The following is a 25,709-nucleotide window of genomic DNA, read 5'->3' as shown; positions in this document are numbered from 1 at the left end:
GAGCAATCTGCGAGGAACTTCGTGTTTCTCAGCAGCGCTGCGTTTTCAGCAGCAGAGAAGCGAGATTATGAACCGTGTTTCGCAGCTCGTCAACAACTTTTTACACTACATCGTTGCGACTGCGGGGTTCAACTTCCAGGCCAGCCGCGCGCCCATCACTGCAGCACACCACCAGCTTCGCTTCCCTCTCCCGCGCCGTGTTTCCGTTAGCGCGAAAGAGGCGTGATTCTAAGCACCCTCTTCGAACTGCGCAAGGGGTTTGACGCAACTTTTTTACAAAGGCTGCGATCCGGCCGATCTGCCATGCCTCGGCACGAGACCGCTTATGGTGCAAAGAACGGACTAGAATGTGAGGTTCTTCGCCTCTTTCTATATACGTCTTTAATATGCGCCAGCGAATCGCCAAACGCCTCCCCCCCGATGCCGACAAACTGGTCGGTCTGTCGCTTGCGCTCTTCGCGTCGGGCAGCCGCATCGAGGATCGCTTCTGGGAAGCGAAGCTCGACGCGCTGCTCGCCAAGATTGTCCGCAACGGCAACCAGACCACGCTCGACGCAGCGCTCGACCATCTTCAGCAGAATCATCCCGACGCCTATGGCGCGCTCGCCGACATGGCCGAGACGCACAGCGAGTCGATGGTGATCGAGCACGACGGCCAACCGTTCGACGCGCTGCTGGTCGCCGTCCCGGTTCTCGCATGGACGCGCTACATGATTCCGTCCGGCCCGCTCAAGGGTGACGTTGCCGACGCGCTGCGAACGCACTTGCAGGCTCACGTCCTCGCGAACGGCACCCTCGTCGGCCTTGCACCGTTCCTTTACAGCATTGACCAGTTGCCGCGGCATCACGTCGAGACCTACCGGCTGGCCCAGCAGCTCGCTCATGCAGCGATCACCCAGCACACCCCCAAGCTCAGCTTCGGCGACCTGCCTGAAACCTCGCCGATCCTGGCTGACCCGCGCTTCCTGCTCGCCGTCGTCGCCGCGCCCGCCGGCGCGCCGCTGTTCCGATGGCAGGAAGAGGAAAACGGCAGCCGGATCGAGCGTGGCCAGTGCCTCGAGCAATGGACGGCCCAGGGCGGCCCGAACCTGTCGATCGCCCTGCCCGGCTGCGAGTTCGAATGCCTGCTTCCGGACGCGTACTATTCGGCTTGCCGGGATGCGGACGAGCGGGTGCGTCCGCACACGGTGCGAACCGCCATTCGTTATCTTTTCGACACACTTGGTGCGGCACCGCAAGAGCTGCGCGCGGTGGTCGCCGGCTTCGGCGAACGCCGTATCGACGAGTATCGTGTCGGCTTCACGCGGCGTGCCAGCAACGACGTAATCTACGGCGTCGTATGGCCGCTCTACGGTCGCGAAAACGGCGACGTGTCGATCGACAGCGCGACGCTCGAAGGCGAAGCGCCGATCGAAGGACCGCTCGAGGAAATCGTGAGCCTGCTGAAGGAATGCGGTGTAACCGACGTCCGGCGGCACGCGGGCCGCTTCGAACCCGAATACTGCGACGACTGCGGCGTACCGCTCTACGCAGACCCGCTCGGCGAAATCGTCCACGCGGAAATGCCGGAAGACGCGTCACCTGCCCAACCGCACTTTCACTGATCCACACAGCAGTACCCTGACGGCCTGCCCGTCCGAAGCCGCTCACGGTTCCCGCCGGAGCGGCTTTTTTCTTGTCCGCCATCCCTCCGTCCGAAATTTCATACTTTTCCTAAGCCTTTCAGCCAAGCAGACATCGTGTAAGGTCTTTGTCATCATCAGACCCAAGGCATGCCAGACGGCAGATCAATGGCTCACATTACGGAGGTTGAATATGCGGTTCCTGATGCTCAATTCAGACGCCGAGCGGCGTGACGGACTGAAGGCCCTGTTGCGACAGATCGACCGTCACGCCAGCATCAACGATGCGCCCGACAGTTTTCAGGCGCGCAGGCTGCTGCGCAACCAGCGTTTCGACCTCGTCGCGATCGACTGGCTCGACGTCGGCCGACTCAGCGAGCTTCAGGCGCTCTGCAGCGCGTGCTCGCCGACACCCGTCGCCGTCCTGGTCGACGAAACTTCGCCGGAAGCCATCCAGCGCTTCTTCAACTATGGTGTCGCCGGCGTGATCCCGCATTCCACGCGGCCGCACCTGATCGTACGTGCGCTCGAGATCGTTCTGCTGGGCGGGCACTACATCCCGCCGATCGCGCTCCGTCTGCTGCCTTCCGCTGCTGCGGCGCGCTACGATGCCCATTTCCAGACACTCGCCGGGTCGCTTCCCCGCCGGCCGCCGAGCGGCCTCTTGTCGCCACGCCAAGCTCAGATCATGCGCTTCGTCCACATGGGCAGCACCAACAAGATGATCGCCCGTACGCTCGGCATCAGCGAAGGCACCGTCAAGATCCACCTCGCCAGCATCTTCCAGCAACTCGGTGCCGCCAACCGCGCCGCCGCGGTCGCGATCTACAACGGCTGGCTGTCGCCCCACCTCGAGGTGCTGCTGGCGAATCGCAACCGCACGCGCAAGCCGCCCATCGGCCAACAGGGCCCGGTTCCGCTGCGTATGCAACGGAAGGACCGCCCGTACCCGGTGCCAGCCTCGATCGACAGCACACAGGACCTGCCGATCGCCGCCGAACCGCCGGCGCGGTTTCGGCGCGAACGCTAGCCAGACAGTCTCGATATTGCGACGGTCGGCGTGTGTGGATTCCCACCTTTGATGCTCAACGAGTAATATGGACGAATGGGTTTTCTCTTCACACCGCTTCCGCTCTGGGTTGGCATCGGTGGCTGGATCGCCGCCGTGGCCCTGCTCGCGCTCGCGATCTGGAATCGCCCCTTCGTGCGCCTGCAGGACGCCACGCTCCAGCACGTGTGGCTCGCGCTCGTCACCGCCATTACGGTCCTCTGGGCCTCGAATGCGTGGCTCGAAGACGGCATCGTCATGCATCTGCTTGGCGCGACGCTGCTCGTCACATTGTTCGACTGGACACTCGCATTGATCGCGATGGGCGCCGTCACGGCGATTGCCGCGATCATTTTCGACGCGCCCTGGCAGGGCATTGGCCTGACCTATCTGATCTACGGCGCGCTGCCGGTCGCCGTGTCGGCATTGCTGCAGCGCGCCGCACTCGCATGGTTGCCGCACAATCTCGCATCGTTCATCACCGGCCAGGGATTCCTGTCGCCGGCCATCGCCATCGTCGCAGTCGCTGCTGCCGCGGCCGGGGTCCAGCTCGCGCTGGCGGACGGCGTGCCTGTCGTGATTCCGGCCGGCTACCTGCTGAACACTGCGCTGCTCGCACTCGGCGAAGCGTGGTTCACCGGCATGGCAACGGCACTCATCGCAGTCTATCGTCCCGCGTGGGTCACGACCTTCGACGTCCGGCGCTATCGCCTCGGCGGCCCGCGCGCCTGAATCGCCCTCCGGCGGCGGCACCGCCATCACCCGCCGGCAGGGCCTCGCGCGGTGCGGCAGAATGTGACATCTACTGCCGCACAAGTTTTTTACGCTAAGATTGAACTCCGGTTCTTCATCGGGCATCTATACGTGCCCGATGTCTCATTCGCTCCTCACCAATAACCAGATGGACAGCTCTCCTGCGTCGCTCCGGATTTTCCGGGCGCTCGGCAAGCTGGCAGCCTGTATTGCGGGCCTGTCGCTTGCGCTTCCGACACCGGCATTCGCCGACCTGCTCGACCAGCGCTCCGAACTGATCAACAAATTCGTCAACGAAATGCATGCCGATCCGCTCGCCGCCGATTGTGCGGCGCACGGCAGCTTCATCGCCAGCACGTCGTCGGCGTTCGACCGCGTCGACTTCGCGCCGAACACATTCGACAGCGGCAACGCGACAATCACGCCATGGAACGACTCGTTCGACCAGAGCAAGCAGCGCGTGAAGGTCGACAATATCGTCACTGTCGACGGGCTCGGCATCCACAGCGACGGCAGCGACCCGACGCCGCTGAAATTCCGATGCGGCTATGTCGGTCAGCAAATGCTCGCGTTCAGCTGGAACGACCCGGTTCCGCCGCTGAAGCCGCGCGTCGAGCGCTCCACGTCCTCGACGAAGAAGTTCAAGGGCAAGTCGCACCGAGGCAAGGTCAAGGCGAAAGCATCGGGCCGCACCGGCAGCAAGAAGGCCGCCGCAACGAAAAAGTCGAGCGGACAGAAGAAGGTCGTGAAGAAGAGCGCGAAGAAGTCCTGATTCGACGAAGCGACATCGACAGAAGCAAAAAAGCCGGAGCATCCTGAGATGCCCCGGCTTTTTTCATACGGCGACGCTGCGCTTACGCGAACGTGTCGACGTGCACCAGGATCGCAGCCAGCATCGCCGCGCCAAGCGCCGCGCTTCGCTCGCCGTTCCAGCCGACTCGTTCGTCGGGCAGGTTCGCGTTGTCCTTGAACGGCATCTCGAGCGTCAGCGACAGGCAGCCGAACTGGTGGCCGATGTACTTCGACGCGAGCTTGAGCGCGTCCTCCTTGTACTTGCTCGCCGCATAGCCATGCTCAGTCTGGAAGTCGGGGCTCGCAACCTTGAATGCCTCGATGAACGCAGCCTGCTCCTTGCCCTGCTGCTCGGTAAAGCTCGGCAGCATTTCCGACCCGGCAACGAACACGTACGGCAGATCCTCGTCGCCATGAATGTCGAAGAACATGTCGCAGCCGATCGCATGGATCGCATCGCGCACGGCCAGCACCTCGGGACTGCGCTCGGCATCGGGCGCCATCCACTCGCGGTTCAGGTTCGCGCCCGCTGCATTGGTGCGCAGGTTGCCATGCACGCTGCCGTCCGGATTCATGTTCGGGACGATGTGGAACGTCACGCGATCGTAGAGCTTGCGCGCAACCGGATCGCCGGCCCAATCGCCCCATCCGGCCAGCCGCTTGACGAGACCTTCGACGAACCACTCGGCCATCGACTCGCCGGGATGCTGGCGCGCGATGATCCACACCTTCTTCTTCGGTGCGCCGTCGGTCTCCGGCGTACCGAGCGTCAGCAGCGACATCGGACGACCTTCGACCGTGCGACCGAGTTCGACGACGCTCGCCTGCGGCAACTGCTGGACCGCACCGAGAAATGCCGCATGACGCTCTTCCGAGTACGGTTCGAAATACGCGTAGTAGATGCTGTCGAATTCCGGCGTATGGTCGATGGTCATCGTCTTGCCGTCGAACGTCGTCGGCACGCGGAACCAGTCGACCCGGTCATAGCTCGCCACCGCGCTGTAATTGCGCCAGCCCGACGGATACGCGCATTCGGCCGCATTCTCGAACGTCATCACGCACCGCTCGCCGCGCGCGCCCGTCAAGCGGTAGTAAAACCATTGCGCGAATTCCGAGCGATTGTCGCCGCGCACGCGCAACCGAATCGCATCGGGGCTGTCGCACGACACGACGTCGATTGCGCCTGCGTCGAAATTGCTGGTGATCGAAAGGGCCATCTGTCTCTCCTTTGTCGACCGGAGTTGGCGCTTTAGCGCTTACACCGGTTCCATGTAAAGCTGGCGACCGGAACAGGCGGTGTAGCGCTTGCCCGGCCTCATGCATGCGCCGGCCGTCTCGTGAACGGCCGGCAGGGTCACTCGCCGACTCGCCGGCGATATACGTAAGTCGAATCGTTCGACGCAGCCGCATCGAACGCATAGCCTTCCGTCGCGAATTCCTTCAGCGCCTTCGGGTCGGCAATCCGGTTCTCGACGATAAAACGCGCCATCAGGCCGCGCGCACGCTTCGCATGGAAGCTGATGATCTTGTAGCGGCCGCCCTTCCAGTCCTCGAACACCGGCGTGACGACGGGCGCGGCCAGCAGTTTCGGCTTGACCGACTTGAAGTATTCGGTCGATGCGCAGTTGACGAGCACGCGCGCCGCGCCGCTGCGCGTTTCGAGCTGCTCGTTCAGCGCCCGCGTGATACGGTCGCCCCAGAACGCGTACAGATCCTTGCCGCGCGCGTTCGCGAAACGCGTACCCATCTCGAGACGGTACGGCTGCAGCAGATCGAGGGGACGCAGCAGCCCGTAGAGCCCCGACAGCACGCGCACGTGCTGCTGCGCATAGTCGAGATCGGCGGACGACAGCGATTTGGCGTCGAATCCTTCATATACGTCGCCGTTGAATGCGAGCACGGCCTGCTTCGCGTTGGCCGGCGTAAAGGTCGGCGACCAGTCCGCGTAGCGCTGGAAATTCAGGCGTGCAAGCGGATCGGAGATATCCATCAGCGTCGCGATGTCCTGCGGCGAAAGCTTGCGCAGGCCGTCGATCAGCTCGGACGCGTCGTCGACGAATGCAGGCTTCGTGTAAGACTGGACGTGCGCGGGCGTATCGTAGTCGAGGGATTTGGCGGGAGAGAGAACGATTATCATAGAGGCTCGCTGGCACGCCGTGCCTTGCGGTCAGACGAAAACCACCGATTGTAACGAATGACCCGCTCTCCCGCCCCGCATGCCGCACATCGCGTCGTGCTCGACTCGAACGTCTGGATCGACATCCTCGTATTCGACGATCCCGCTACGCGCCCGATCCGCGCCGCGCTCGAACGCGGCACGCTTGCCGCCGTGATCGACGGCCGCTGCCTGACCGAACTCGAGTACGTGCTCGATTATCCGCAGTTCCAGGCGCGCGCCGTCGACAAGGCGGCCGCGCTCGCAACCGTCGCCCGCCTGGCGAGCCTCGTCGAGCCGCCGGCCGTCGACGCCGATGCGCCGCCGTTGCCGAAGTGCAAGGACCGCGACGACCAGAAGTTTCTTGAACTCGCCCGCGCCGCCCAGGCCGATTGGCTCGTGTCGAAAGACCGCGCGCTGCTGAAGCTCGCGAAGCGCACCGCGCGCGATTTCGGCTTCCGGATCGCGCAACCCGCCCCCTTTGCCGAGGCCTGCGCGCTCGACGCCACGCCGGCTTGACGCACGCAACACCACCCGATTTCGACCGTCTCGATGAACGCTCCTTCAGACATGCCAACGACTCCCGTTTTCCCTTCGCGCCTGCCGAACGTCGGCACGACGATCTTCACGGTCATGAGCGCGCTTGCAGCAGAAAAAGGCGCCGTGAACCTCGGCCAGGGCTTTCCGGATTTCGACTGCGATCCGCGCATCGTCGATGCGGTTGCCGCCGCGATGCGCAACGGGCACAACCAGTATCCGCCGATGGCCGGTGTCGCGCCGCTGCGCGAAGCAATCGCAGACAAGATCGCGCAGGTCTACGGCCGGCGTTACGATCCGGCGACCGAAATCACAGTCACGGCCGGCGCGACGCAGGCACTGCTCACCGCGATCCTGTGCACGGTGCATCCGGGTGATGAGATGATCGTCGTCGAACCGACCTACGACAGCTACCTGCCGTCGATCGAACTCGCGGGCGGCAAGCCCGTGTTCGTCACGCTGGAGGCGCCCGACTACACGATTCCGTTCGACCGCCTGGCGGCCGCAATCACGCCGAAAACGCGCATGATCCTGATCAACACGCCGCATAACCCGACGGGTACGGTGTGGCGCGAGGCGGACATGCGCAAGCTCGAAGAGATCGTGCGTGGCACCAACGTGCTGATCCTGTCCGACGAGGTCTACGAGCACATGGTCTATGACGGCGCGCGCCATGAGAGCGTCGCGCGTTATCCCGAACTCGCCGCGCGCAGCTTCATCGTGTCGAGCTTCGGCAAGACCTATCACGTGACGGGCTGGAAGGTCGGTTATGTCGCAGCCCCTGCCGCGCTGACCGCGGAATTCCGCAAGGTCCACCAGTTCAACGTGTTCACGGTGAACACACCGATGCAGGTCGGGCTCGCCGACTACCTGCGCGACCCGGCACCGTACCTGACGCTTGCCGACTTCTACCAGAAGAAGCGCGACTTCTTCCGTGCCGGCCTCGAGCGCACGCGCTTCAAGCTGCTGCCCTGCACGGGCACGTACTTCCAGTGCGTCGATTATTCGGCGATCAGCGACCTGCCGGAAGCGGAATTCTCGAAGTGGCTCACGTCGGAGATCGGCGTGGCCGCCATTCCGGTGTCGGCGTTCTATCACGAGCCGCACGAATCGGGCGTCGTCCGCTTCTGCTTCGCGAAGCAGGAAAACACGCTCGCATCCGCGCTCGAACGGCTCGCCCGCCTGTAAGTCCCGCACGGGCGGCCCGAGGCCGCCCTGCAGGAACCGCGTTTACGAACGCGCGACGCTCGTCGCCTCGATATACGCCTTGCGCTCGGCTGCCACGCGCTGCGCGGCCGGACGCTCGCCGACGATCTTCGCGTGCGCCTTCCAGTCGATGCCCGCGTCGAGCAGGAAATCGCGTCCGAAAATGGCCTTCGTCGCCATCCCGATGACCGGCAGATGGACCCATGCGGCGATGTCGGCGAGGCCGAACGACTCGCCGAGCGCATACGGCGAAAATTGCGTCATCTGTTTGAACGCATCGATCGCGCGCGGCAGGCGCTTCTCGACGCGCGCCTTCGTCCCGTCGCTGACCTTGCCGCCGAAAAAAGCTTCCGTATAGACTTCGCGCGCCATCCATTCGAGATACAGCTCGAGCGTCCCGACCAGTTCGCGCACCTTCGCGGCCGCGAACGGGCTCGCCGGGAAAATGCCTTTCTCGGGATAACGCGCCGCCAGGTATTCGATGATCACCTGCGACTCGAACAACGCGCCTTCTTCGGTCTTCAGGAACGGAATCTTGCCGAGCGGCGAATCGGCGAGCCGGGCCGGATCGCTGACCGGCAAACCGCACACCGACTCCTCGAACGGAATGTCGTGCTCGAGCAGGACGAACTTCACCTTGTTGTAATAGTTGGACAACGGAATACCGCACAGCTGTAGCATCGGAGTCTCCTTCGTTGCTGGAACGCGGCCGCAACGGTGCCGGCCGCAGCGAGATTCGTCGCGCTAAAAAGCACGTTCGTGCTAGTCTAAAGCAAGTATTGCGTTCGTCACGACAACATTACATCCGCTACGACGTCGGCCGCATCCGCGTACGCTGCGCGCGCGGCGCCGCAGCCCCGCCATCCGATGGAGACACGCTCGCATGAGTGCTGAACTGCTGGCCTCGCGTCCACCCGAGAGCGATTCGACGCTCGTCCTCACGCTATCCAATCCCGGCGCACGCAATGCGCTGCATCCCGACATGTACGCGGCCGGCGTCGAGGCGCTCGCCACCGCCGAGCGCGATCCCGGGATTCGCGCTGTCGTGCTCACCGGCGCCGATCGCTTCTTCTGCGCGGGCGGCAACCTGAACCGGCTGCTCGACAACCGCTCGAAGGATCCGTCCTACCAGGCCGACAGCATCGATCAGCTCGCCGCATGGGTAACCGCGATCCACGCTTCGACGAAGCCGGTGATCGCGGCGGTCGAAGGCGCGGCGGCCGGCGCCGGCTTTTCGCTCGCGCTCGCGTGCGACCTGATCGTCGCCGCGCACGATGCGAAATTCGTGATGTCATACGCGCGTGTCGGCCTGACACCCGACGGGGGCGGTTCGTGGTTCATCGCCCGCGCACTGCCGCGCGCGCTCGCGGCCGAAATCCTGTTCGAAGGCAAACCCGTCGCGGCCGAACGTCTGCACGCGCTCGGCGTCGTCAACCGGCTCGCCGTGCCGGGCGCGGCGTTGACCGACGCGCTGGCATGGGCCGATGCACTCGCAGGCATCTCGCCGAACGCGCTCACGCGCATCAAGTCGCTGCTCGACGACGCGACGACGCAACCGCTCGACGCGCACCTCGGCACCGAACGCGATCATTTCGTCGCTTCGCTGCATCATGCGGACGGGCTCGAGGGCATCACCGCATTTCTCGAGAAGCGCCCGCCCCGCTACAAGCGCTGAGCCGCCACGCCTGCGTTCCGCCTGCCTGACCGCATCCACCAGGAAACGCCGCGCGCGATGGCGGCGGCGAGCGCTCGCACGCCCGCGCACACGTATCGGCACGCGTGTTTGCGTCGCCAGCAGCGCGCATCGATCCATGCTCTAATGACCGCCTGTCGCGGCGCTGCCAGCGCCGTTTTCGCGCACGCAACAAAGGAGTTCACGATGATCGACGTCTATAGCTGGGCGACCCCGAACGGCCACAAGGTGCACATCATGCTCGAGGAAACGGGCCTCGCCTATCGTGTCCATCCGGTCGATATCGGCGCAGGCGACCAGTTCAAGCCGGAATTCCTGAAGATCAGCCCGAACAACAAGATCCCCGCGATCGTCGATCCGGACGGCCCCGGCGGCAAGCCGATCTCGCTGTTCGAATCGGGCGCGATCCTGATCTACCTCGCGGAGAAGACCGGCAAGTTCCTGCCGACCGATCCGGCCGCACGCTATGCAACGCTCGAATGGCTGATGTTCCAGATGGGCGGTGTCGGGCCGATGCTCGGGCAGGCGCACCACTTCCGCCTGTATGCGCCGGAGAAGATCGAGTATGCGGTCAACCGCTACACGAACGAGGCGAAACGCCTGTACAACGTGATGGACAAGCGACTCGGCGAATCCGAGTATCTCTCGGGCGACACGTACACGATCGCGGACATTGCGACGTTCCCGTGGACGCGCTCATGGCAGAACCAGGGTATCGTGCTCGACGAATTGCCGAACGTGAAGCGCTGGTACGACACGATCGCCGCGCGACCGGCCGTGCAGCGCGGGGTCGAAGTGCTCGCGTCGATGCGCAAGGCGCTGCAGGACGACAAGGCACGCGAGGTGCTGTTCGGCGCAACGCAATACGCGAAGCACTGACACGCAAGTGACGGGCGGAGCGGCATCCACGCATGCCGCTCCCCGCTTCAGAAGTAATGCAGCGTGATGAATTCCGCCGCGCAAACCGGCTGCGGCGCATCGGGACGCTCGACCTGCATCGTCACCGACCACGTCACCTGCACGCCGTTCCGCGCGGCCTCGGCGGTTTCCTTTACCGCAAACAGCGCACGCACGCGCGCGCCGACCGGCACCGGCTTCAGGAACCGCACGCGGTTCAGTCCGTAGTTCACGCCCATCTTCTGCTCGAAACGCATCGCGTCGGTCATCAACGCCGGAATCAGCGACAGCGTCAGGAACCCGTGGGCGATCGGCCCGCCGAACGGCGACTCGCGTTGCGCGCGCTCGGGATCGACGTGAATCCATTGATGATCGCCGGTCGCGTCGGCAAACCCGTCGACGCGCTTCTGATCGATCACGATCCAGCCGCTCGCGAGCGGCTCCGCGCCGACGCGTGCCTGCAGCGCCTGTGCCGACGCGATCAGCGGCAAGGTCATTTCCGTCATGCCTGCACGCCTCCCGGATGGCGCAGCCCGAAGATCACTTTCGTGTGCACGGTAATCACCGTCTCGCCGGCCTCGTTCACGCCGACCCATTCCGTCGACACGATGCCGCGGTCGGGCTTGCTCTCCGACACACGCTTGTCGTGAACCTTCTGGTACATCGTGATCGTATCGCCTGCCCTCACCGGCTTGAGCCAGCGGATCGAGTCGATGCCCGGCGAGCCCATGCTGGTCGAGTCCTCGCCAAGCTTCTTGACGAGCAGGCTCATGAACACCGAACACGTATGCCAGCCGCTCGCGACAAGCCCGCCGAAATGCGATGCCTTCCCGGCTTCTTCGTCGAGATGAAACGGCTGCGGATCGTAGCGTTGCGCGAACGTCTTGATGTCGTCGGGTTCGAACGTGTAACGGCCCACTTCGGTGGTGCTGCCGACCACCAGGTCTTCGTAACTGATGCCCACTAGATGTCTCCTTGTCTGGCGCGCTCGCGCGTCGCCGTCATACCGCGTCGGCCTGCGCGAAATCGGGCAGTGCCGCGATGCGCGCAAGATGATGATCGGTGTCGCCGAGCGTCGTCTCGATGATCGTCAGCCGCTTGAACAGGTGCGCCGCGGCGACCTCGTTGGTCACGCCCATGCCGCCGTGCAGTTGAACGGCCTGCTGGCCGACGAAACGCGCGGCGGCGCCGACACGCGCTTTCGCGGCCGACACCGCCTTGCGCCGCGCGTCGGCATCGCCACTCGCGTAGCGTACGGCTGCCAGATAGGTCAGCGAACGTGCCTGCTCGGCATGGATCAGCATGTCGACCATCCGGTGCTGCAGTGCCTGGAAACGCGCGATCGGCATGCCGAACTGTTCGCGCGTCTTCGTGTATTCGACCGTGGCGCGGTTCAGTTCGTCGAGCGCGCCGACCGCCTCCGCGCACAGCAGGAACGTCGCGTAATCGGCAACCTGCTCGAGGGCGGCGGCGTCGCGTGCACCGCCCGTCAGCAGTCGCGCCGGCGTTTCGTTGAAACCGATCGTCGCGGCACGCTGGCCGTCGATCGTCCGGTAGTCGGCCACCTTCGCATTCGCGGCATCCCGTTCGACGACGAACAGGCCGATGCCGCCGCCGTCGACGCGCGCAGGCACGATCCACGCATGCGCCTGCGCGCCGTGCTGAACGACCGACTTCGTGCCCGTCAGGCGGTACGTGCCGCCCTGCTCGCGCGCATGCGTATCGAGTTCGAACAGGTCGTAGCGCGCATGCGGCTCGTGGAAAGCAACCGCGACACGTTTCTGCCCCTGCGCGATCGCCTCCAGCAACGCGGCATCCTCACCGGCGCCGGAGCCGGCGATGCGCAAGGCCTCGACGCCCACCGCCGTTGCCCAGTACGGCTCGATCACGAGCGCGCGGCCGAGTTCCTGCATCACGACCAGCATGTCGACCGGGCCGCCGCCGAAGCCGCCCTGTGCGTCCGGCACGGGCAGCGCGGTCAACCCCAGTTCGGCGAACGCGCTCCATTGCGTGTCCGACACGCCCGCGTCGCTGCGCACGATGGCCTGGCGCGCTTCGAAGCCGTATTGCTCGCCGAGATAACGGCGCAGCGCGTCGGCGAACTGCTGCTGCTCATCGGTAAAGCTGAAATCCATGGTTGTCTCCGTTCCCTGATCACAGCCCCAGAATCATCTGCGCGATGATGTTCTTCTGGATCTCGTTCGAACCGCCGTAGATCGACGTCTTCCGGTAATTGAAGTAGTACGCGGCCAGCGGCGCCGCGTCGTCGTCGCCGGCGATGCTGTGCTCGCGCTGGCCGTCGAGGAACGGAACGTCGAACGGTGCGGCGAGCGGGCCGATCGCTTCAACCATCAGCTCGGTGAGCGCCTGCTGCACTTCCGTGCCCTTGATCTTCAGCATGGATGCCTCGGGGCCCGGCCCCTTCCCGCTCGTCTCGCGGCTGACGACCCGCAGCACCGTCACCTCGAGCGCCATCAGCTCGACCTCGAGCGCCGCGACCTTGGCGGCGAACACGGGATCGGCAAGCAACGGCTTGCCGTTCTTGCGCTGGTTCGACGCCACGCGCTTCAGGAACGCGAGCTCACGCTTCGACGCGCCGACGCGCGCGATGCCGGTGCGCTCATGGCCAAGCAGGTATTTCGCGTAGGTCCAGCCGCGATTCTCGTCGCCGACAAGATTCTCGACCGGCACCTTCACGTCCTCGAAGAACACCTCGTTGACCTCGTGGTCCTCGTCGAGCATGACGATCGGCCGCACCGTGATGCCGGGCGTCTTCATGTCGATCAGCAGGAACGAGATGCCCTCCTGCTTCTTCGCGGCCGGATCGGTGCGCACGAGGCAGAACATCATGTCGGCGTACTGGCCGAGCGTCGTCCAGGTCTTCTGGCCGTTGACGACGTAGTGATCGCCCTGGCGCTCGGCGCGCGTGCGCAACGAGGCGAGGTCGGATCCCGAACCCGGCTCCGAATAGCCCTGGCACCACCAGTCCGAGCCGTCGAGAATCCGCGGCAGATAATGACGCTTCTGCGCTTCGCTGCCGTATTTCATCAACACCGGCGCGACCATCGATACGCCGAACGGCAGCACGGTCGGTGCACCGATCCGCGCGCACTCCTCATCCCAGATGTGCCGTTGCGTCGCGTTCCAGCCCGGCCCGCCGTATTCAACCGGCCAGGCGGGCGCGGACCAGCCGCGCTGGCCGAGAATCCGGTGCCAGCTCGCGAAATCCTCGCGGTCGAGTCGTTTGTGATCGAGTACTTTGGCGCGCAGTGCGTGAGGCAGGTTGGCCTCGAGCCAGGCGCGGACGTCGACGCGGAACGCGTCGTCGGCGGGGGAATAATCCAGATCCATGCGCAGTGTCTCCTGTCGACCGGAGTTTGCGCTTCAGCGCTTACTCAGGTCCCATGCAAGGCTGACCGCAGCCGTCCAGCCCGGCAAGGACCCACTGCATACGTCATTGCAGCGGTTCTTTCAGCGCGGCAGGAATCGGCAGCGGCATCACGTCGATGCCTTCTTCGGCCAAGGATTGCGCATCTTCTGGCGTCGTGACGCCGCGAATGCTGCGTGCCGGCGCCTCGTTGTAATGGATGCGCCGCGCTTCCTCGGCGAAGCGCTCGCCCACATTCTCGGTTTTCTCCAGCACCTCGCGCAGTGCACGCATCACCTGCGCCTGCATTGCGCGCGGATCGGCCGGCTGTGCCTGCGTCGCGCCCGACAGATTCAGGCGCGGCGCCGACGGCAGACGGTTGACCTCGGTCGTTCCGCACACCGGGCATTCGACCAGCTTGCGGGACAACTGCGCTTCGAATTCATCGGCGGAAGCAAACCAGCCTTCGAACCGATGACCGTGCGGGCACTGCAAATCGAGGACCTTCATGCTGAATCAGGGCGTGTGGCGAGTGTAGCGCAAAAAGCGGTTTTGTGAACGATCGTGCTAATTACCGATCGCGCGACGTGGAGGCGTCGCGTCACCGGATTGTAACGCGGCGCCCCACCCGCCGCTGACGCCGCACTCAGGGCGTCAGGACCGGCCCGAGCGGCCACGTACCGGACAGCACCTTGTCGAGCCACATCGTACCGATGATCGTCTTCACGTCGGAAATCTGGCCCGTGCGCACCCATTCCTGCAGATCGGCCTGCGTCGCGGTGAAGGTCTCGAGGAATTCGCCCTCATCGAGCTTGCGCTCGCCGGCCGTCAGCCCGCGCGCCAGGTACAGGTCGATGAATTCGGTCGAGTAGGAAATGATCGGATGAATGCGGGCCAGGAACACGTACTCGCGTGCCGTGTAACCCGTTTCCTCGCGCAGTTCGCGCACCGCGCAGGCGAGCGCGCCTTCGTTCGGGTCGAGCTTGCCGGCCGGGAATTCGGCCATCACCTTGCCGATCGGGTAGCGAAACTGGTTTTCCATCAGCACGCGGCCGTCGTCGAACAGCGGGATCACCATCACCGCGCCCGGATGCTGGACGTATTCGCGCGTGGCCTTCTTGCCATCCGGCAGGCGGACGATATCGCGCTTGAGCTTGAGGAACGCGCCGTCGAAAATCGCCTCGCTCTCGAGGCAGGTTTCGGTCAGTGCGGCGTCGTGATTGGGTAGTTCGGCCATCGGCGGCTCCGGGAATGAGCGCGACGGCCGAAGCCGTCAGCGTCGTTTGACGAGATACTGGAACGTGAAGCCGGGAAACGCGAACACGACGAAAAGACTGAACGTGATCGCGTAGAACTGCCAGCCCTGTTCGAAGCGGTTGCCGGCGCGCGACTCGAGCCAGAAGCCGAGCGCGCCGACGATGAAGTACAGCACGATCAGCTCGCCGATCCGCACCCACCCGCCCTTCTTCGTCGCGCCGAACGGCACGACGGCGAAGAGGCGTTGGTTCAGGAACGGCAGGTTGGCGCAGACGAACGCCAACAGCACGATAAACCAGCCGGCTGCCGACATTACAGCGGCAGCGTGTGGCGAATTGCCTGCAGGCAGGCCGTCAGCAGCGGGCTCGGGATCAGGCCGAGCACGACGACCGCCAGGCCGTTCAGCACGAGGATCGTGCGCTTGCAGAAATCGCCCGTGATCGGCGTTGCATCCTGCGGTGCATCGAAGTACATCAGCTTCACGATGCGCAGGTAGTAGAACGCGCCGAACAGCGACGTGATCACGGCCAGCACGGCCAGCCACGTGAGGCCCGCGTTGACGGTCGCCTCGAGCACGGCGAGCTTCGCATAGAAGCCGACGGTCGGCGGGATGCCTGCCAGCGAGAACATCATGACCATCATCACGAACGCGAACACCGGGCTGCGCTTGTTGAGGCCCTTGAAGTCGTCGATCGTGTCGGCTTCGAAATCGCGGCGTGCGAGCAGCATCACCACGCCGAACGAGCCGAGCGTCGTGATCAGGTAGACGATCGCGTAGAACATCGCCGAGCTGTATGCATTCGCCGGCGCCGACGCGTCGCCCTTCACGATGCCCGCGAGCAGGCCGAGCAGCACGAAGCCCATGTTCGAGATCGCCGAGTACGCGAGCATCCGCTTGATGTTGCGCTGGACGATACCGGTGATGTTGCCGACGATCAGCGACAGCGCGGCGAGGATCACGAGCGCGGTCTGCCAGTTCTGCGCGAGCGGCAGCAGGCCCATCACCAGGAAGCGCAGGCCCCACGCGAACGCGGCAACCTTCGGGCCGCCGCCGACGAACAGCGTCATCGCGGTCGGTGCGCCCTGGTAGACGTCCGGCACCCACATGTGGAACGGCACGGCGCCGAGCTTGAACGCGATACCGGCGACGATGAAGACCACGCCGAACATCAGCACGGCTGCGTCGGTGTTGCCGCCGACCGCCTTGTACACCTCGCCCAGCTCGAGCGAGCCGGTCGCGCCGTACAGCATCGAGATGCCGTACAGCACGAAGCCCGACGCGAGCGCGCCCAGCACGTAGTACTTCATCGCGGCTTCGCTCGACTGCGCGGCGTCGCGGCGCAGTGCGATGACTGCGTACAGCGACAGCGACATCAGTTCGAGACCGAGGTACAGCGTCAGGAAGTTGTTGCCCGACACCATGACCAGCTGGCCGAGCAGCGAGAACATGCCGAGCAGGAACACGTCGCCGCGGAACATGTCGCGATCCTCGAGGTACTTGCGCGAATAGACGAGCGAGACCGCGAAACCGAACGACACGACGGCCTTCATCGTGCTCGCGAACGAGTCGACGACGACCATCTTCGAGAAGAAGTAGTACTGCTGCGGGTCGAGTGCCTGCACCGCGAACCACACGCCGGCGACGACCGACGAAACAACCGCGATCAGGTAAGTCAGGCGGCGGCCGGAAGCACCGGTAAAGGTGTCGTTCAGCCATGCGACGACGATGGCGGCCATCACCAGCGCGTCAGGCAACAGGACATTCATAGGAGCGTTCATGATCTTGATTTCCTCCGCTCGCGATTACTGCGCCAGCGGCAGCTTGGACTGCGCGACATGGGAGAGGAGGTTTTCCACGGAAACGTGCATCACGTCGGTGAAAGGCTTCGGATACAGGCCCATCAGCAGCGTGAACGCGGCGAGCACGGCCAGCATCAGGAATTCGCGACGGCCGATGTCCTTCAGCTTGGCAACGTGATCGTTCGCCACCGCGCCGAAGTACACGCGCTTGTACATCCACAGCGTGTAAGCAGCGCCGAGGATCAGCGTGAACGCCGCGCCGAATGCGATCCAGAAGTTGTACTGGACGGCCGCGAGAATCACCATGAACTCGCCGACGAAACCCGACGTGCCCGGCAGGCCGCAGTTGGCCATCGAGAACAGCATCGCGAACGCCGCGAACTTCGGCATCACGTTGACGACGCCACCGTAATCGGCGATCTGGCGCGAGTGCACGCGGTCGTACAGCACGCCGATGCAGAGGAACATCGCGCCCGACACGAAGCCGTGCGAGATCATCTGGATGATCGCGCCTTCGACGCCGAGCTGGTTGAAGATGAAGAAGCCGAGCGTGACGAAGCCCATGTGCGCGATCGACGAATACGCGACCAGCTTCTTCATGTCGGCCTGCACCATCGCGACGAGGCCGATGTAGATCACCGCGATCAGCGACAGCGTGATCACGACGGGGGCCAGGAAGTGGCTCGCGTCAGGCGTGATCGGCAGCGAGAAGCGCAGGAAACCGTACGCGCCGAGCTTCAGCATGATCGCGGCCAGCACGACCGAGCCGCCCGTCGGCGCTTCCACGTGCGCGTCCGGCAGCCACGTATGCACCGGCCACATCGGCACCTTCACCGCGAACGCGAGGAAGAACGCGATGAACAGCAGGATCTGTGGCGTCATCGCGATCTTGGCGTTCTGCCACGTCGCGAGGTCGAACGAATGCGTTTCCGTATACAGGTAGATCAGCGCGACCAGCATCAGCAGCGAGCCGGCCAGCGTGTACAGGAAGAACTTGAATGCCGCATACACGCGGTTCGGGCCGCCCCACACGCCGATGATGATGTACATCGGGATCAGGGTCGCTTCGAAGAACACGTAGAACAGCAGGCCGTCGGCCGCCGAGAAGACGCCGATCATGATCCCGGACAGGATCAGGAACGCCGCGAGGTACTGCGCGACGTTCTCGGTGATGACTTCCCATGCGGCGATCACGACGATCACCGTGATCAGCGCGGTCAGCACGACGAACCACATCGAGATGCCGTCGACGCCGAGGTGATACGCGATGTCGAAGCGCTCGATCCAGGTCGACTTCTCGACGAACTGCAGCGCAGCCGTGCTCGAATCGAAGCCCGTGATCAGCGGGATCGTGACCGCGAGGCCGAGCAGCGAACCGATCAGCGCGATCCAGCGGGCCGTCCCCGGATTTTTGTCATTACCCACCGCAAGCACGAGGAGGCCGAAAACGATCGGCAGCCAGATCGCGGTACTGAGAATCGGAAAAGCGTGCATTAAGTTGTCCCCCGCCTTATTTGCCGCCGAGCGTTACAAACAGGGTCAGGAGCCCCAGCATGCCGATGATCATGGCGAACGCGTAGTGATAGATGTAACCGGATTGGAGGAAGCGGATCACGCTGGCGAACCAGCCGATGAACCGGGCGCTGCCGTTGACGAGGCCGTCGATCACGACGACGTCACCTTCCTTCCACAGGCCGCGGCCGATCGCCACCGAACCACGGGCGAACACCACTTCGTTGATCTTGTCCATGTAGTACTTGTTGTCCAGCAGCGTGTAGATCGGGCCGAACGCGCGGCGGATCGACGCCGGCAGATCCGGACGCTTCAGGTACAGGAACCAGGCGACAACGACACCGGCGAGCGCGAGCCAGACCGGCAGACCCGACACCGAGTGCAGGCCCATGCCCACCCAGCCGTGGAACTCCTCGGCCATCTCGGCCAGCGCCGGGTGGTTTTCACCGATGAAGATCACCTTGTCGAATGCAACGCCGTGCTGGAAGAAGTCGCCGAACAGCATCGGGCCGACCGCGATCGCACCGATGATCACCGACGGGATCGCCAGCAGGACCAGCGGCACCCACACGACCCACGGGGTCTCGTGCGGCTCGTGCGCGTGGTCGTCGTGACCATGGCCATGGCCATGGCCGTGGTCGTCGTGGCCGTGCGCGGCCGCCATGCCCATCGGCGATTCCGGATGCTTCGGCTTGCGGAAGCGCTCTTCACCGTGGAACACCAGGAAATACATGCGGAACGAGTACAGCGCCGTGACGAACACGCTCGCGACGACCGCGAAGTACGCGAAGCCCGAACCCGGCAGGTGCGAAAGCTTCACCGCGTCGATGATCGAGTCCTTCGAGTAGAAGCCCGAGAAGAACGGCGTACCGATCAGCGCGAGCGAACCGATGAGCGACGTGATCCACGTGATCGGCATGTACTTGCGCAGGCCGCCCATGTTGCGGATGTCCTGGTCGTGGTGCATGCCCATGATGACCGAGCCGGCGCCGAGGAACAGCAGCGCCTTGAAGAACGCGTGCGTCATCAGGTGGAACAACGCGACCGGGTACGCGGACACGCCGAGCGCGACCGTCATGTAGCCGAGCTGCGACAGCGTCGAATAGGCGACCACCCGCTTGATGTCGTTCTGGATGATGCCGAGGAAGCCCATGAACAGCGCCGTGATCGCGCCGATCACCGTGACGAACGACAGCGCGGTATCCGACAGTTCGAACAGCGGCGACATGCGCGACACCATGAAGATGCCGGCCGTCACCATCGTCGCCGCGTGAATCAGCGCCGAGATCGGGGTCGGGCCTTCCATCGAGTCCGGCAGCCACACGTGCAGCGGGAACTGTGCCGACTTACCCATCGCGCCGATGAACAGGCAGATACAGGCCACGGTCAGCAGGCCCCAGTCGGTGCCCGGGAAGTGCAGGCTCGCGAGTTCCGCGCGCTTCGCGAACACTTCGCCGTAGTTCATCGAGCCGGCGAATGCGAGCAGCAGGCCGATGCCGAGCAGGAAGCCGAAGTCGCCCACGCGGTTCACGAGGAACGCCTTCATGTTCGCGTAGATCGCGCTCTCACGCGTAAAGTAGAAGCCGATCAGCAGGTACGACACCAGACCCACCGCTTCCCAGCCGAAGAACAGCTGCAGGAAGTTGTTGCTCATCACGAGCATCAGCATCGAGAACGTGAACAGCGAGATGTACGAGAAGAAGCGCTGGTAGCCGTCTTCTTCCGCCATGTAGCCGATCGTGTACACGTGCACCATCAGCGAGACGAAGGTCACGACGACCATCATCATCGCGGTCAGCGAATCGACGAGGAAGCCGACTTCGAGCTTCAGCGAGCCGACGTTCATCCATTCGTAGACGGTCGCGTTGAAGCTTGCGCCGCCCATCACGTCGAAGAAGACTTTCGCCGACAGGAGGAACGCGATCATTACGCCGAGGATCGTGATCCGGTGTGCGCCCTTGCGCCCGACTGCGTTCCCGAACAGCCCCGCAATCAGCGAGCCGGCCAGCGGAGCGAGCGGAATCGCCAGCAGCAGGTTTTCATTGAGTGTCGTTGACATAACAGCGTTGCCTGAAATTAACCTTTGAGCTGATCGAGATCCTCGACATTGATCGTGTCGAGCTTACGGAACAGGGTCACCAGAATCGCGAGGCCGATCGCGGCTTCCGCTGCGGCGACCGTCAGCACGAAGAACACGAAGATCTGGCCGTGCACATCGCCGAGGTAGTGCGAAAACGCGACGAAGTTGGTATTCACCGCCAGCAGCATCAGTTCGATCGACATCAGGATGATGATGACGTTGCGGCGGTTCAGGAAGATCCCGACGATCGCGATCGCAAAGAGGATCGCGCCGAGCACGAGGTAATGAGCAAGAGTCAGCATGGTTTTCGTTTCCTCCGCTTAGCCGTTGGTGCCCGAACCGGCTTCGCTCTGCGCCGTTTCCGGCTGCGGCTTGTCCGCTTCCATCTTCACGAGGCGCACACGGTCGTTGCGGCGCACCTTGACCTGATCCGACACGCGCTGGCGCTTGCTGTCCTTGCCCTTGCGCTCGGTCAGCCCGATCGCGGCAATGATCGCGACCAGCAGCACCAGGCCGGCGATTTCAAACGCGAAGATGTAGTCGGTGTAGATCACCTTGCCGATCAGTCGCGTGTTCGACCAGTTGGCCATCTCGCCCGTCGCCATCGCGTGCACCGTCTGCGTGTCGCCGTAGCCGCGCCACAGGATCAGCGCGGTTTCGATCACGATGATCGCGCCGACCACGGTCGCCATCGGGACGAAGCGCTTGAAGTCGCGGCGCAGGTAGTCGATGTTGATGTCCAGCATCATCACGACGAACAGGAACAGCACCATCACGGCGCCCACGTAGACCAGCACCAGCAGGATCGCGAGGAACTCCGCTTCCAGCAGCATCCAGATCGCGGCGGCGTTGAAGAACGCCAGCACAAGGAAAAGCGCAGACGCCACCGGGTTGCGCGAAGTGATCACCTTCAGCCCTGATACCACCAGGAGCAGCGCGAAGATGTAGAACAGTACGGTCGTGAATTCCATGATTACCGGTTCATCGTTAGGCCATAGTCAGGCGCGGCTTGCGGGACGCTCTCGCGTGCCGCACCCGTCGCGGCGGCTCGGCCCAGGCTTCGGGCCGGCACTGCAAACACAATCAACGATACGGCGCGTCGGCAGCCTTCGCCGCGGCGATGTCCTTCTCGTAGCGATCGCCCACCGCGAGCAGCATTTCCTTCGTGAAATACAGGTCGCCGCGCTTTTCGCCGTGGTACTCGAGAATCTGCGTCTCGACGATCGAATCGACCGGGCAGCTCTCTTCGCAGAAACCGCAGAAGATGCACTTCGTCAGGTCGATGTCGTAGCGCGTCGTGCGGCGCGTGTTGTCCGCGCGCGTTTCCGATTCGATCGTGATCGCCATCGCGGGGCACACGGCCTCGCAGAGCTTGCACGCGATGCAGCGCTCTTCGCCGTTTTCGTAGCGGCGCAGCGCATGCAGCCCGCGGAAGCGCGGCGAAATCGGGGTCTTCTCTTCCGGGAACTGCACGGTGAACTTGCGCTTGAACGTGTAACGACCGGTCAGCGCGAGCCCCTTCAGCAGCTCGGTCAGGAAGAAAGTCTTAAAGAAGTGTTGGATAGCCGTCATGATTTCGTCCTTACTTCACCCAGATGTTCAGCGGCGACATCATCCAGCAGCCGACCACGACCACCCAGACCACCGTGACGGGCAGGAACACCTTCCAGCCCAGACGCATGATCTGGTCGTAACGGTAGCGCGGGAACGTTGCGCGGACCCAGATGAACACCGACAGCAGTGCGAAGACCTTCAGCACCAGCCAGAAGACGCCCGGGATGAACGACAGGAATTCGAACGGTGCGTCCCAGCCACCGAGGAACAGCGTCGCAGCCAGCGCCGAGATCACGATCATGTTGATGTACTCGGCGAGGAAGAACAGCGCGAACGCCATGCCCGAGTAATCGATCATGTGACCGGCGACGATTTCCGACTCCCCTTCCACCACGTCGAACGGGTGGCGGTTCGTTTCGGCGATGCCCGAAATGAAGTAGACGACGAACGCCGGCAGCAGCGGCAGCCAGTTCCACGACAGGAAGTTCACGCCGTGGCCGGCGAAGAAGCCGTGCTGTTGCGAACCCACGATTTCCGACAGGTTCAGGCTGCCGGCCGTCATCAGCACCAGCACCAGCGCGAAGCCCATCGAGATTTCGTACGACACCATCTGTGCCGCGGCGCGCATCGCGCCGAGGAACGCGTACTTCGAGTTCGATGCCCAGCCCGCGAGAATCACCGCATACACGCCGATCGACGAAATCGCCATCGCGTACAGCAGGCCCGCGTTCACGTTCGCGAGCACGGCTTCTGCCTGGAACGGGATCACCGCCCACACGGCGAATGCCGGCACGACGGTCATCACCGGCGCGATCAGGTACAGCCAGCGGCTGGCGGCGCTCGGCTGAATGACTTCCTTCAGCAGCAGCTTCAGCACGTCGGCGATCGGCTGCAGCAGGCCGCCGGGGCCGACGCGGTTCGGACCGAGACGCACGTGCATCCAGCCGATCAGCTTGCGTTCCCACAGAATCAGGTACGCGACGCACAGCAGGATGACGACGGAGACGACGAGGATGCGCACGACGGCCCACACCGTCGGCCATGCGAAGCCGAGAAGCTGGGACCCGCCCGCGTTGATCGTATCGAACAAGCTCATTTACGCCTTCTCCACCACCAGTTCACCGGACAGGCTGCCGAGCGCTGCGCCGGCAGGCGTTGCCGCCGACACGCGAACGACCGTCTCCGCAAGATTCGCGTCGCGCACGGCCGGCAACTGCACCGCACGCTCGCCCTGGCGCACGCGCACCGCGTCGCCTTCCTTCAAGCCCAGCTTGTCGAACAGCGCGGCCGGCAGGGCTGCGGCATTCGCCGCCTTCGCGGCGGCCGTCAGGTGCAGCGCACCTGCACGGCGCACGAGCGCGTCGGCGTGATAGATCGGCACATCGGCCAGACGCTCGAAACCACCGTTCGCGGCATTCGCGGCGGCGCGCACCGGCGCGACCGACGTCTGGTTCGACAGGCGGCCCGCGACGCCGGCGTCGCCGAGCGCAGCGAGACGCACTTCTTCCGCGGTCTCGTATTCGAAGTTCGGCAGGCCGAGCAGGCTGCCGAGCACGCGCAGCACCTTCCAGCCCGGACGCGTGTCGCCGAGCGGGCGCACGACGCCGTTGAAGCTCTGCACGGTGCCTTCCGCATTCACGTACGTGCCGGCCGTTTCCGTGAACGGCGCAACCGGCAGCAGCACGTCGGCGTAGTCGAGGCCGTGCTTGAACGGCGACATCACGACGACCATTTCCGCCTGGTTCAGCGCGGCCAGTGCCTGTGCCGGATCAGCGGTGTCGAATTCCGGCTCGACGTTCAGCAGCACGTAGCCCTTGCGCGGCTGCGCGAACGCTTCACGTGCGTTCAGGCCGCCTTCGCCCGGCAGTGCGCCGACGACGTGCGCGCCGACCGTGTTCGCCGCTTCCGTCAGGAAGCCGAACGTGGCGCCGGTGTTGTCGGCGATCCACTTGGCGACGGCGTGCAGCTTCGCGAATTCCGGATGGCGGACCGCGACGTTGCCGAGCAGCACCGCACGGCGTTCGCCGTTCGCGAGCGACTGGGCGACAGCCTGCGCGGCCGGCGATGCGGTGACGCCTGCGAGCGCGTCGGGCAGCGCGACGCCGCGCAGTTGCGCGACGGCCGCGGCGATGCCGGCCAGCTCGTCGAGCCATGCGGACGGCGCGGCAACGATGCGTTGCGCGGTCGGGATCAGTGCATCGTCACCGGTCGCGTGCAGGAAGTGCAGCTTCGCGCCGTTCTTCGCGGCCTGACGCAGGCGGGCGGCAAACAGCGGGTGGTCGCGGCGCAGGAACGAACCGACGACGAACGCGGCGTCCACGTTCGACAGGTCGGCGATCGGCATGCCGAGCCACGGTGCGCCCTGGACCGGCGCCGAGAAATCCTGCTGACGCAGACGGAAATCGACGTTCGGCGTCTTCAGTTCGCTGGCGAGCTGCTTCACGAGGAACAGCTCTTCGGCGGTGCTGTGCGCGCTCGCGAGCATCGCCAGCGCGTTCGCGCCGTGATCCGCGGCGATGCCCTTCAGGCCCTTCGCGACGTATTCGAGCGCGGTCTGCCAGTCGGTTTCGATCCACTGGCCGCCCTGCTTCAGCATCGGCTTCGTCAGGCGCTCTTCGCTGTTGAGGCCTTCATACGAGAAGCGGTCCTTGTCCGAGATCCAGCATTCGTTGATCGCTTCGTTCTCGAACGGCAGCACGCGCATCACGCGGTTGTTCTTCACCTGCACGACGAGGTTCGCGCCGACGGAATCGTGCGGGCTCACCGACTTGCGGCGCGACAGTTCCCACGTACGGGCGCTGTAGCGGAACGGCTTGCTGGTCAGCGCGCCGACCGGGCACAGGTCGATCATGTTGCCCGACATTTCGGAATCGACCGTCTTGCCGACGAACGTCGTGATTTCCGAGTGCTCGCCGCGGCCCAGCATGCCGAACTCCATCACGCCGGCGATTTCCTGGCCGAAGCGGACGCAGCGCGTGCAGTGGATGCAGCGCGACATCTCTTCCATCGAGATCAGCGGGCCCACGTTCTTGTGGAACACCACGCGCTTTTCTTCCGAGTAGCGCGACGACGACTTGCCGTAGCCGACCGCCAGATCCTGCAGCTGGCATTCGCCGCCCTGATCGCAGATCGGGCAGTCGAGCGGGTGGTTGATGAGGAGGAATTCCATCACCGACTGCTGCGCCTTCACGGCCTTGTCGGATTGCGTATGGACGATCATGCCGGCCGACACGGGAGTCGCGCAGGCAGGCACGGCCTTCGGCATCTTCTCGACTTCGACGAGACACATCCGGCAGTTGGCCGCAACCGACAGTTTCTTGTGATAGCAGAAGTGAGGAATGTACGTATCCGCCTTGTGCGCAGCCTGGATCACCATGCTGCCTTCGGGCACCTCGACCTTCTTGCCGTCTATTTCAAGTTCAACCATGATGGTGAA

At 64.2% G+C, this 25,709-nt stretch carries 27 protein-coding genes; 9 read left to right on the top strand and 18 right to left on the bottom strand.

All coding sequences use genetic code 11. The features are described from left to right. The 5 genes from DPV79_RS43125 to DPV79_RS34350 all read left to right on the top strand — a co-directional run. Positions 1 to 226, top strand: a 226-nt coding sequence (locus DPV79_RS43125; RefSeq protein ID WP_208866760.1) for a hypothetical protein, incomplete at its 5' end; no start/stop codon positions are given. A 160-nt stretch (positions 227 to 386) separates the two neighbouring features. Then, positions 387 to 1,604, top strand: a complete 1,218-nt coding sequence (locus DPV79_RS34365) for a DUF2863 family protein (protein ID WP_021162835.1) — start codon at positions 387 to 389, stop codon at positions 1,602 to 1,604. Between the two features lie 211 nt (positions 1,605 to 1,815). Beyond that, positions 1,816 to 2,652 carry a response regulator transcription factor gene (locus DPV79_RS34360; protein WP_113047497.1) on the top strand — a complete coding sequence of 279 codons (837 nt, stop codon included), beginning with the start codon at positions 1,816 to 1,818 and terminating at the stop codon, positions 2,650 to 2,652. 75 nt (positions 2,653 to 2,727) lie between these two features. Further along, positions 2,728 to 3,402, top strand: coding sequence for an energy-coupling factor ABC transporter permease (locus DPV79_RS34355; RefSeq protein WP_113047496.1), 675 nt, complete (start codon positions 2,728 to 2,730; stop codon positions 3,400 to 3,402). Between the two features lie 139 nt (positions 3,403 to 3,541). Beyond that, the gene (locus DPV79_RS34350) at positions 3,542 to 4,195 is read left to right on the top strand and encodes a BspC domain-containing protein (protein WP_113047495.1); all 654 of its coding nucleotides are present in this window, start codon (positions 3,542 to 3,544) and stop codon (positions 4,193 to 4,195) included. 82 nt (positions 4,196 to 4,277) lie between these two features. Here the strand turns inward: DPV79_RS34350 and DPV79_RS34345 are convergent, their stop codons facing one another. Both DPV79_RS34345 and yaaA read right to left on the bottom strand, forming a co-directional pair. Further along, the gene (locus DPV79_RS34345) at positions 4,278 to 5,432 is read right to left on the bottom strand and encodes a M14 family metallopeptidase (RefSeq protein WP_048020519.1); all 1,155 of its coding nucleotides are present in this window, start codon (positions 5,430 to 5,432) and stop codon (positions 4,278 to 4,280) included. 137 nt (positions 5,433 to 5,569) lie between these two features. Then, on the bottom strand, positions 5,570 to 6,352 hold the full coding sequence (gene yaaA / locus DPV79_RS34340) for a peroxide stress protein YaaA (protein ID WP_021162829.1): 783 nt from the start codon (positions 6,350 to 6,352) through the stop codon (positions 5,570 to 5,572). A 57-nt stretch (positions 6,353 to 6,409) separates the two neighbouring features. Here yaaA and DPV79_RS34335 point away from each other — a divergent pair, with 57 nt between their 5' ends. Both DPV79_RS34335 and DPV79_RS34330 read left to right on the top strand, forming a co-directional pair. Continuing rightward, on the top strand, positions 6,410 to 6,889 hold the full coding sequence (locus DPV79_RS34335; protein WP_021162828.1) for a putative toxin-antitoxin system toxin component, PIN family: 480 nt from the start codon (positions 6,410 to 6,412) through the stop codon (positions 6,887 to 6,889). Between the two features lie 33 nt (positions 6,890 to 6,922). Then, a complete protein-coding gene (locus tag DPV79_RS34330) occupies positions 6,923 to 8,095 on the top strand; it encodes a pyridoxal phosphate-dependent aminotransferase (protein ID WP_113047494.1) in 1,173 nt (390 codons plus the stop codon). 42 nt (positions 8,096 to 8,137) lie between these two features. Here the strand turns inward: DPV79_RS34330 and DPV79_RS34325 are convergent, their stop codons facing one another. After that, a complete protein-coding gene (locus tag DPV79_RS34325) occupies positions 8,138 to 8,794 on the bottom strand; it encodes a glutathione S-transferase family protein (RefSeq protein WP_113047493.1) in 657 nt (218 codons plus the stop codon). 202 nt (positions 8,795 to 8,996) lie between these two features. Between DPV79_RS34325 and DPV79_RS34320 the strand changes: the two genes are divergently transcribed. Next, positions 8,997 to 9,788, top strand: a complete 792-nt coding sequence (locus DPV79_RS34320) for an oxepin-CoA hydrolase, alternative type (protein WP_059590688.1) — start codon at positions 8,997 to 8,999, stop codon at positions 9,786 to 9,788. 204 nt (positions 9,789 to 9,992) lie between these two features. Beyond that, positions 9,993 to 10,685, top strand: a complete 693-nt coding sequence (locus tag DPV79_RS34315; RefSeq protein ID WP_113047492.1) for a glutathione S-transferase N-terminal domain-containing protein — start codon at positions 9,993 to 9,995, stop codon at positions 10,683 to 10,685. A gap of 47 nt (positions 10,686 to 10,732) precedes the next feature. Here the strand turns inward: DPV79_RS34315 and DPV79_RS34310 are convergent, their stop codons facing one another. From DPV79_RS34310 to nuoG, 15 genes are all read right to left on the bottom strand, one after another. Next, positions 10,733 to 11,209 (bottom strand): MaoC family dehydratase, encoded by a 477-nt coding sequence (locus tag DPV79_RS34310; RefSeq protein ID WP_021162823.1) that lies wholly within the window; start codon positions 11,207 to 11,209, stop codon positions 10,733 to 10,735. Then, positions 11,206 to 11,667: a MaoC family dehydratase gene (locus DPV79_RS34305; RefSeq protein WP_059688506.1), complete on the bottom strand. Its 462-nt coding sequence runs from the start codon at positions 11,665 to 11,667 to the stop codon at positions 11,206 to 11,208. The genes DPV79_RS34310 and DPV79_RS34305 overlap by 4 nt, the downstream gene beginning before the upstream one ends. A 37-nt stretch (positions 11,668 to 11,704) precedes the next feature. Beyond that, positions 11,705 to 12,838: an acyl-CoA dehydrogenase family protein gene (locus DPV79_RS34300; RefSeq protein WP_113047491.1), complete on the bottom strand. Its 1,134-nt coding sequence runs from the start codon at positions 12,836 to 12,838 to the stop codon at positions 11,705 to 11,707. A gap of 19 nt (positions 12,839 to 12,857) precedes the next feature. Further along, the gene (locus tag DPV79_RS34295) at positions 12,858 to 14,054 is read right to left on the bottom strand and encodes an acyl-CoA dehydrogenase family protein (RefSeq protein ID WP_048020505.1); all 1,197 of its coding nucleotides are present in this window, start codon (positions 14,052 to 14,054) and stop codon (positions 12,858 to 12,860) included. A 103-nt stretch (positions 14,055 to 14,157) separates the two neighbouring features. After that, on the bottom strand, positions 14,158 to 14,580 hold the full coding sequence (locus tag DPV79_RS34290; protein ID WP_048020504.1) for a DUF1178 family protein: 423 nt from the start codon (positions 14,578 to 14,580) through the stop codon (positions 14,158 to 14,160). 136 nt (positions 14,581 to 14,716) lie between these two features. Next, positions 14,717 to 15,307, bottom strand: a complete 591-nt coding sequence (locus tag DPV79_RS34285) for an NUDIX domain-containing protein (RefSeq protein WP_021162820.1) — start codon at positions 15,305 to 15,307, stop codon at positions 14,717 to 14,719. Positions 15,308 to 15,343: 36 nt separating this feature from the next. Continuing rightward, positions 15,344 to 15,640, bottom strand: coding sequence for a DUF2818 family protein (locus DPV79_RS34280; protein WP_021162819.1), 297 nt, complete (start codon positions 15,638 to 15,640; stop codon positions 15,344 to 15,346). Next, complete coding sequence (nuoN, locus tag DPV79_RS34275) at positions 15,640 to 17,094, bottom strand: NADH-quinone oxidoreductase subunit NuoN (protein WP_027786870.1); 1,455 nt, start codon at positions 17,092 to 17,094, stop codon at positions 15,640 to 15,642. The genes DPV79_RS34280 and nuoN overlap by 1 nt, the downstream gene beginning before the upstream one ends. Before the next feature lie 36 nt (positions 17,095 to 17,130). Next, positions 17,131 to 18,621 carry an NADH-quinone oxidoreductase subunit M gene (locus DPV79_RS34270; protein WP_021162817.1) on the bottom strand — a complete coding sequence of 497 codons (1,491 nt, stop codon included), beginning with the start codon at positions 18,619 to 18,621 and terminating at the stop codon, positions 17,131 to 17,133. A gap of 16 nt (positions 18,622 to 18,637) precedes the next feature. Beyond that, positions 18,638 to 20,698, bottom strand: a complete 2,061-nt coding sequence (nuoL, locus tag DPV79_RS34265; RefSeq protein ID WP_059618874.1) for an NADH-quinone oxidoreductase subunit L — start codon at positions 20,696 to 20,698, stop codon at positions 18,638 to 18,640. Between the two features lie 17 nt (positions 20,699 to 20,715). Beyond that, complete coding sequence (gene nuoK / locus DPV79_RS34260; RefSeq protein ID WP_006478272.1) at positions 20,716 to 21,021, bottom strand: NADH-quinone oxidoreductase subunit NuoK; 306 nt, start codon at positions 21,019 to 21,021, stop codon at positions 20,716 to 20,718. Between the two features lie 18 nt (positions 21,022 to 21,039). After that, positions 21,040 to 21,690: an NADH-quinone oxidoreductase subunit J gene (locus tag DPV79_RS34255; protein WP_021162815.1), complete on the bottom strand. Its 651-nt coding sequence runs from the start codon at positions 21,688 to 21,690 to the stop codon at positions 21,040 to 21,042. Between the two features lie 112 nt (positions 21,691 to 21,802). After that, positions 21,803 to 22,291, bottom strand: coding sequence for an NADH-quinone oxidoreductase subunit NuoI (nuoI, locus tag DPV79_RS34250; protein WP_009691265.1), 489 nt, complete (start codon positions 22,289 to 22,291; stop codon positions 21,803 to 21,805). A gap of 10 nt (positions 22,292 to 22,301) precedes the next feature. Then, positions 22,302 to 23,369, bottom strand: a complete 1,068-nt coding sequence (nuoH, locus tag DPV79_RS34245) for an NADH-quinone oxidoreductase subunit NuoH (RefSeq protein ID WP_111942574.1) — start codon at positions 23,367 to 23,369, stop codon at positions 22,302 to 22,304. Further along, entirely contained in the window at positions 23,370 to 25,700 is a 2,331-nt protein-coding gene (gene nuoG, locus DPV79_RS34240) for an NADH-quinone oxidoreductase subunit NuoG (protein WP_059553702.1), read from the bottom strand. It abuts the gene before it with no gap. Between the last annotated feature and the right edge of the window lie 9 nt (positions 25,701 to 25,709).

This window comes from Burkholderia reimsis (genome assembly GCF_003294055.1).
Classification (GTDB): domain Bacteria; phylum Pseudomonadota; class Gammaproteobacteria; order Burkholderiales; family Burkholderiaceae; genus Burkholderia; species Burkholderia cepacia.
This window is presented reverse-complemented; position numbering and strand designations above follow the sequence as displayed.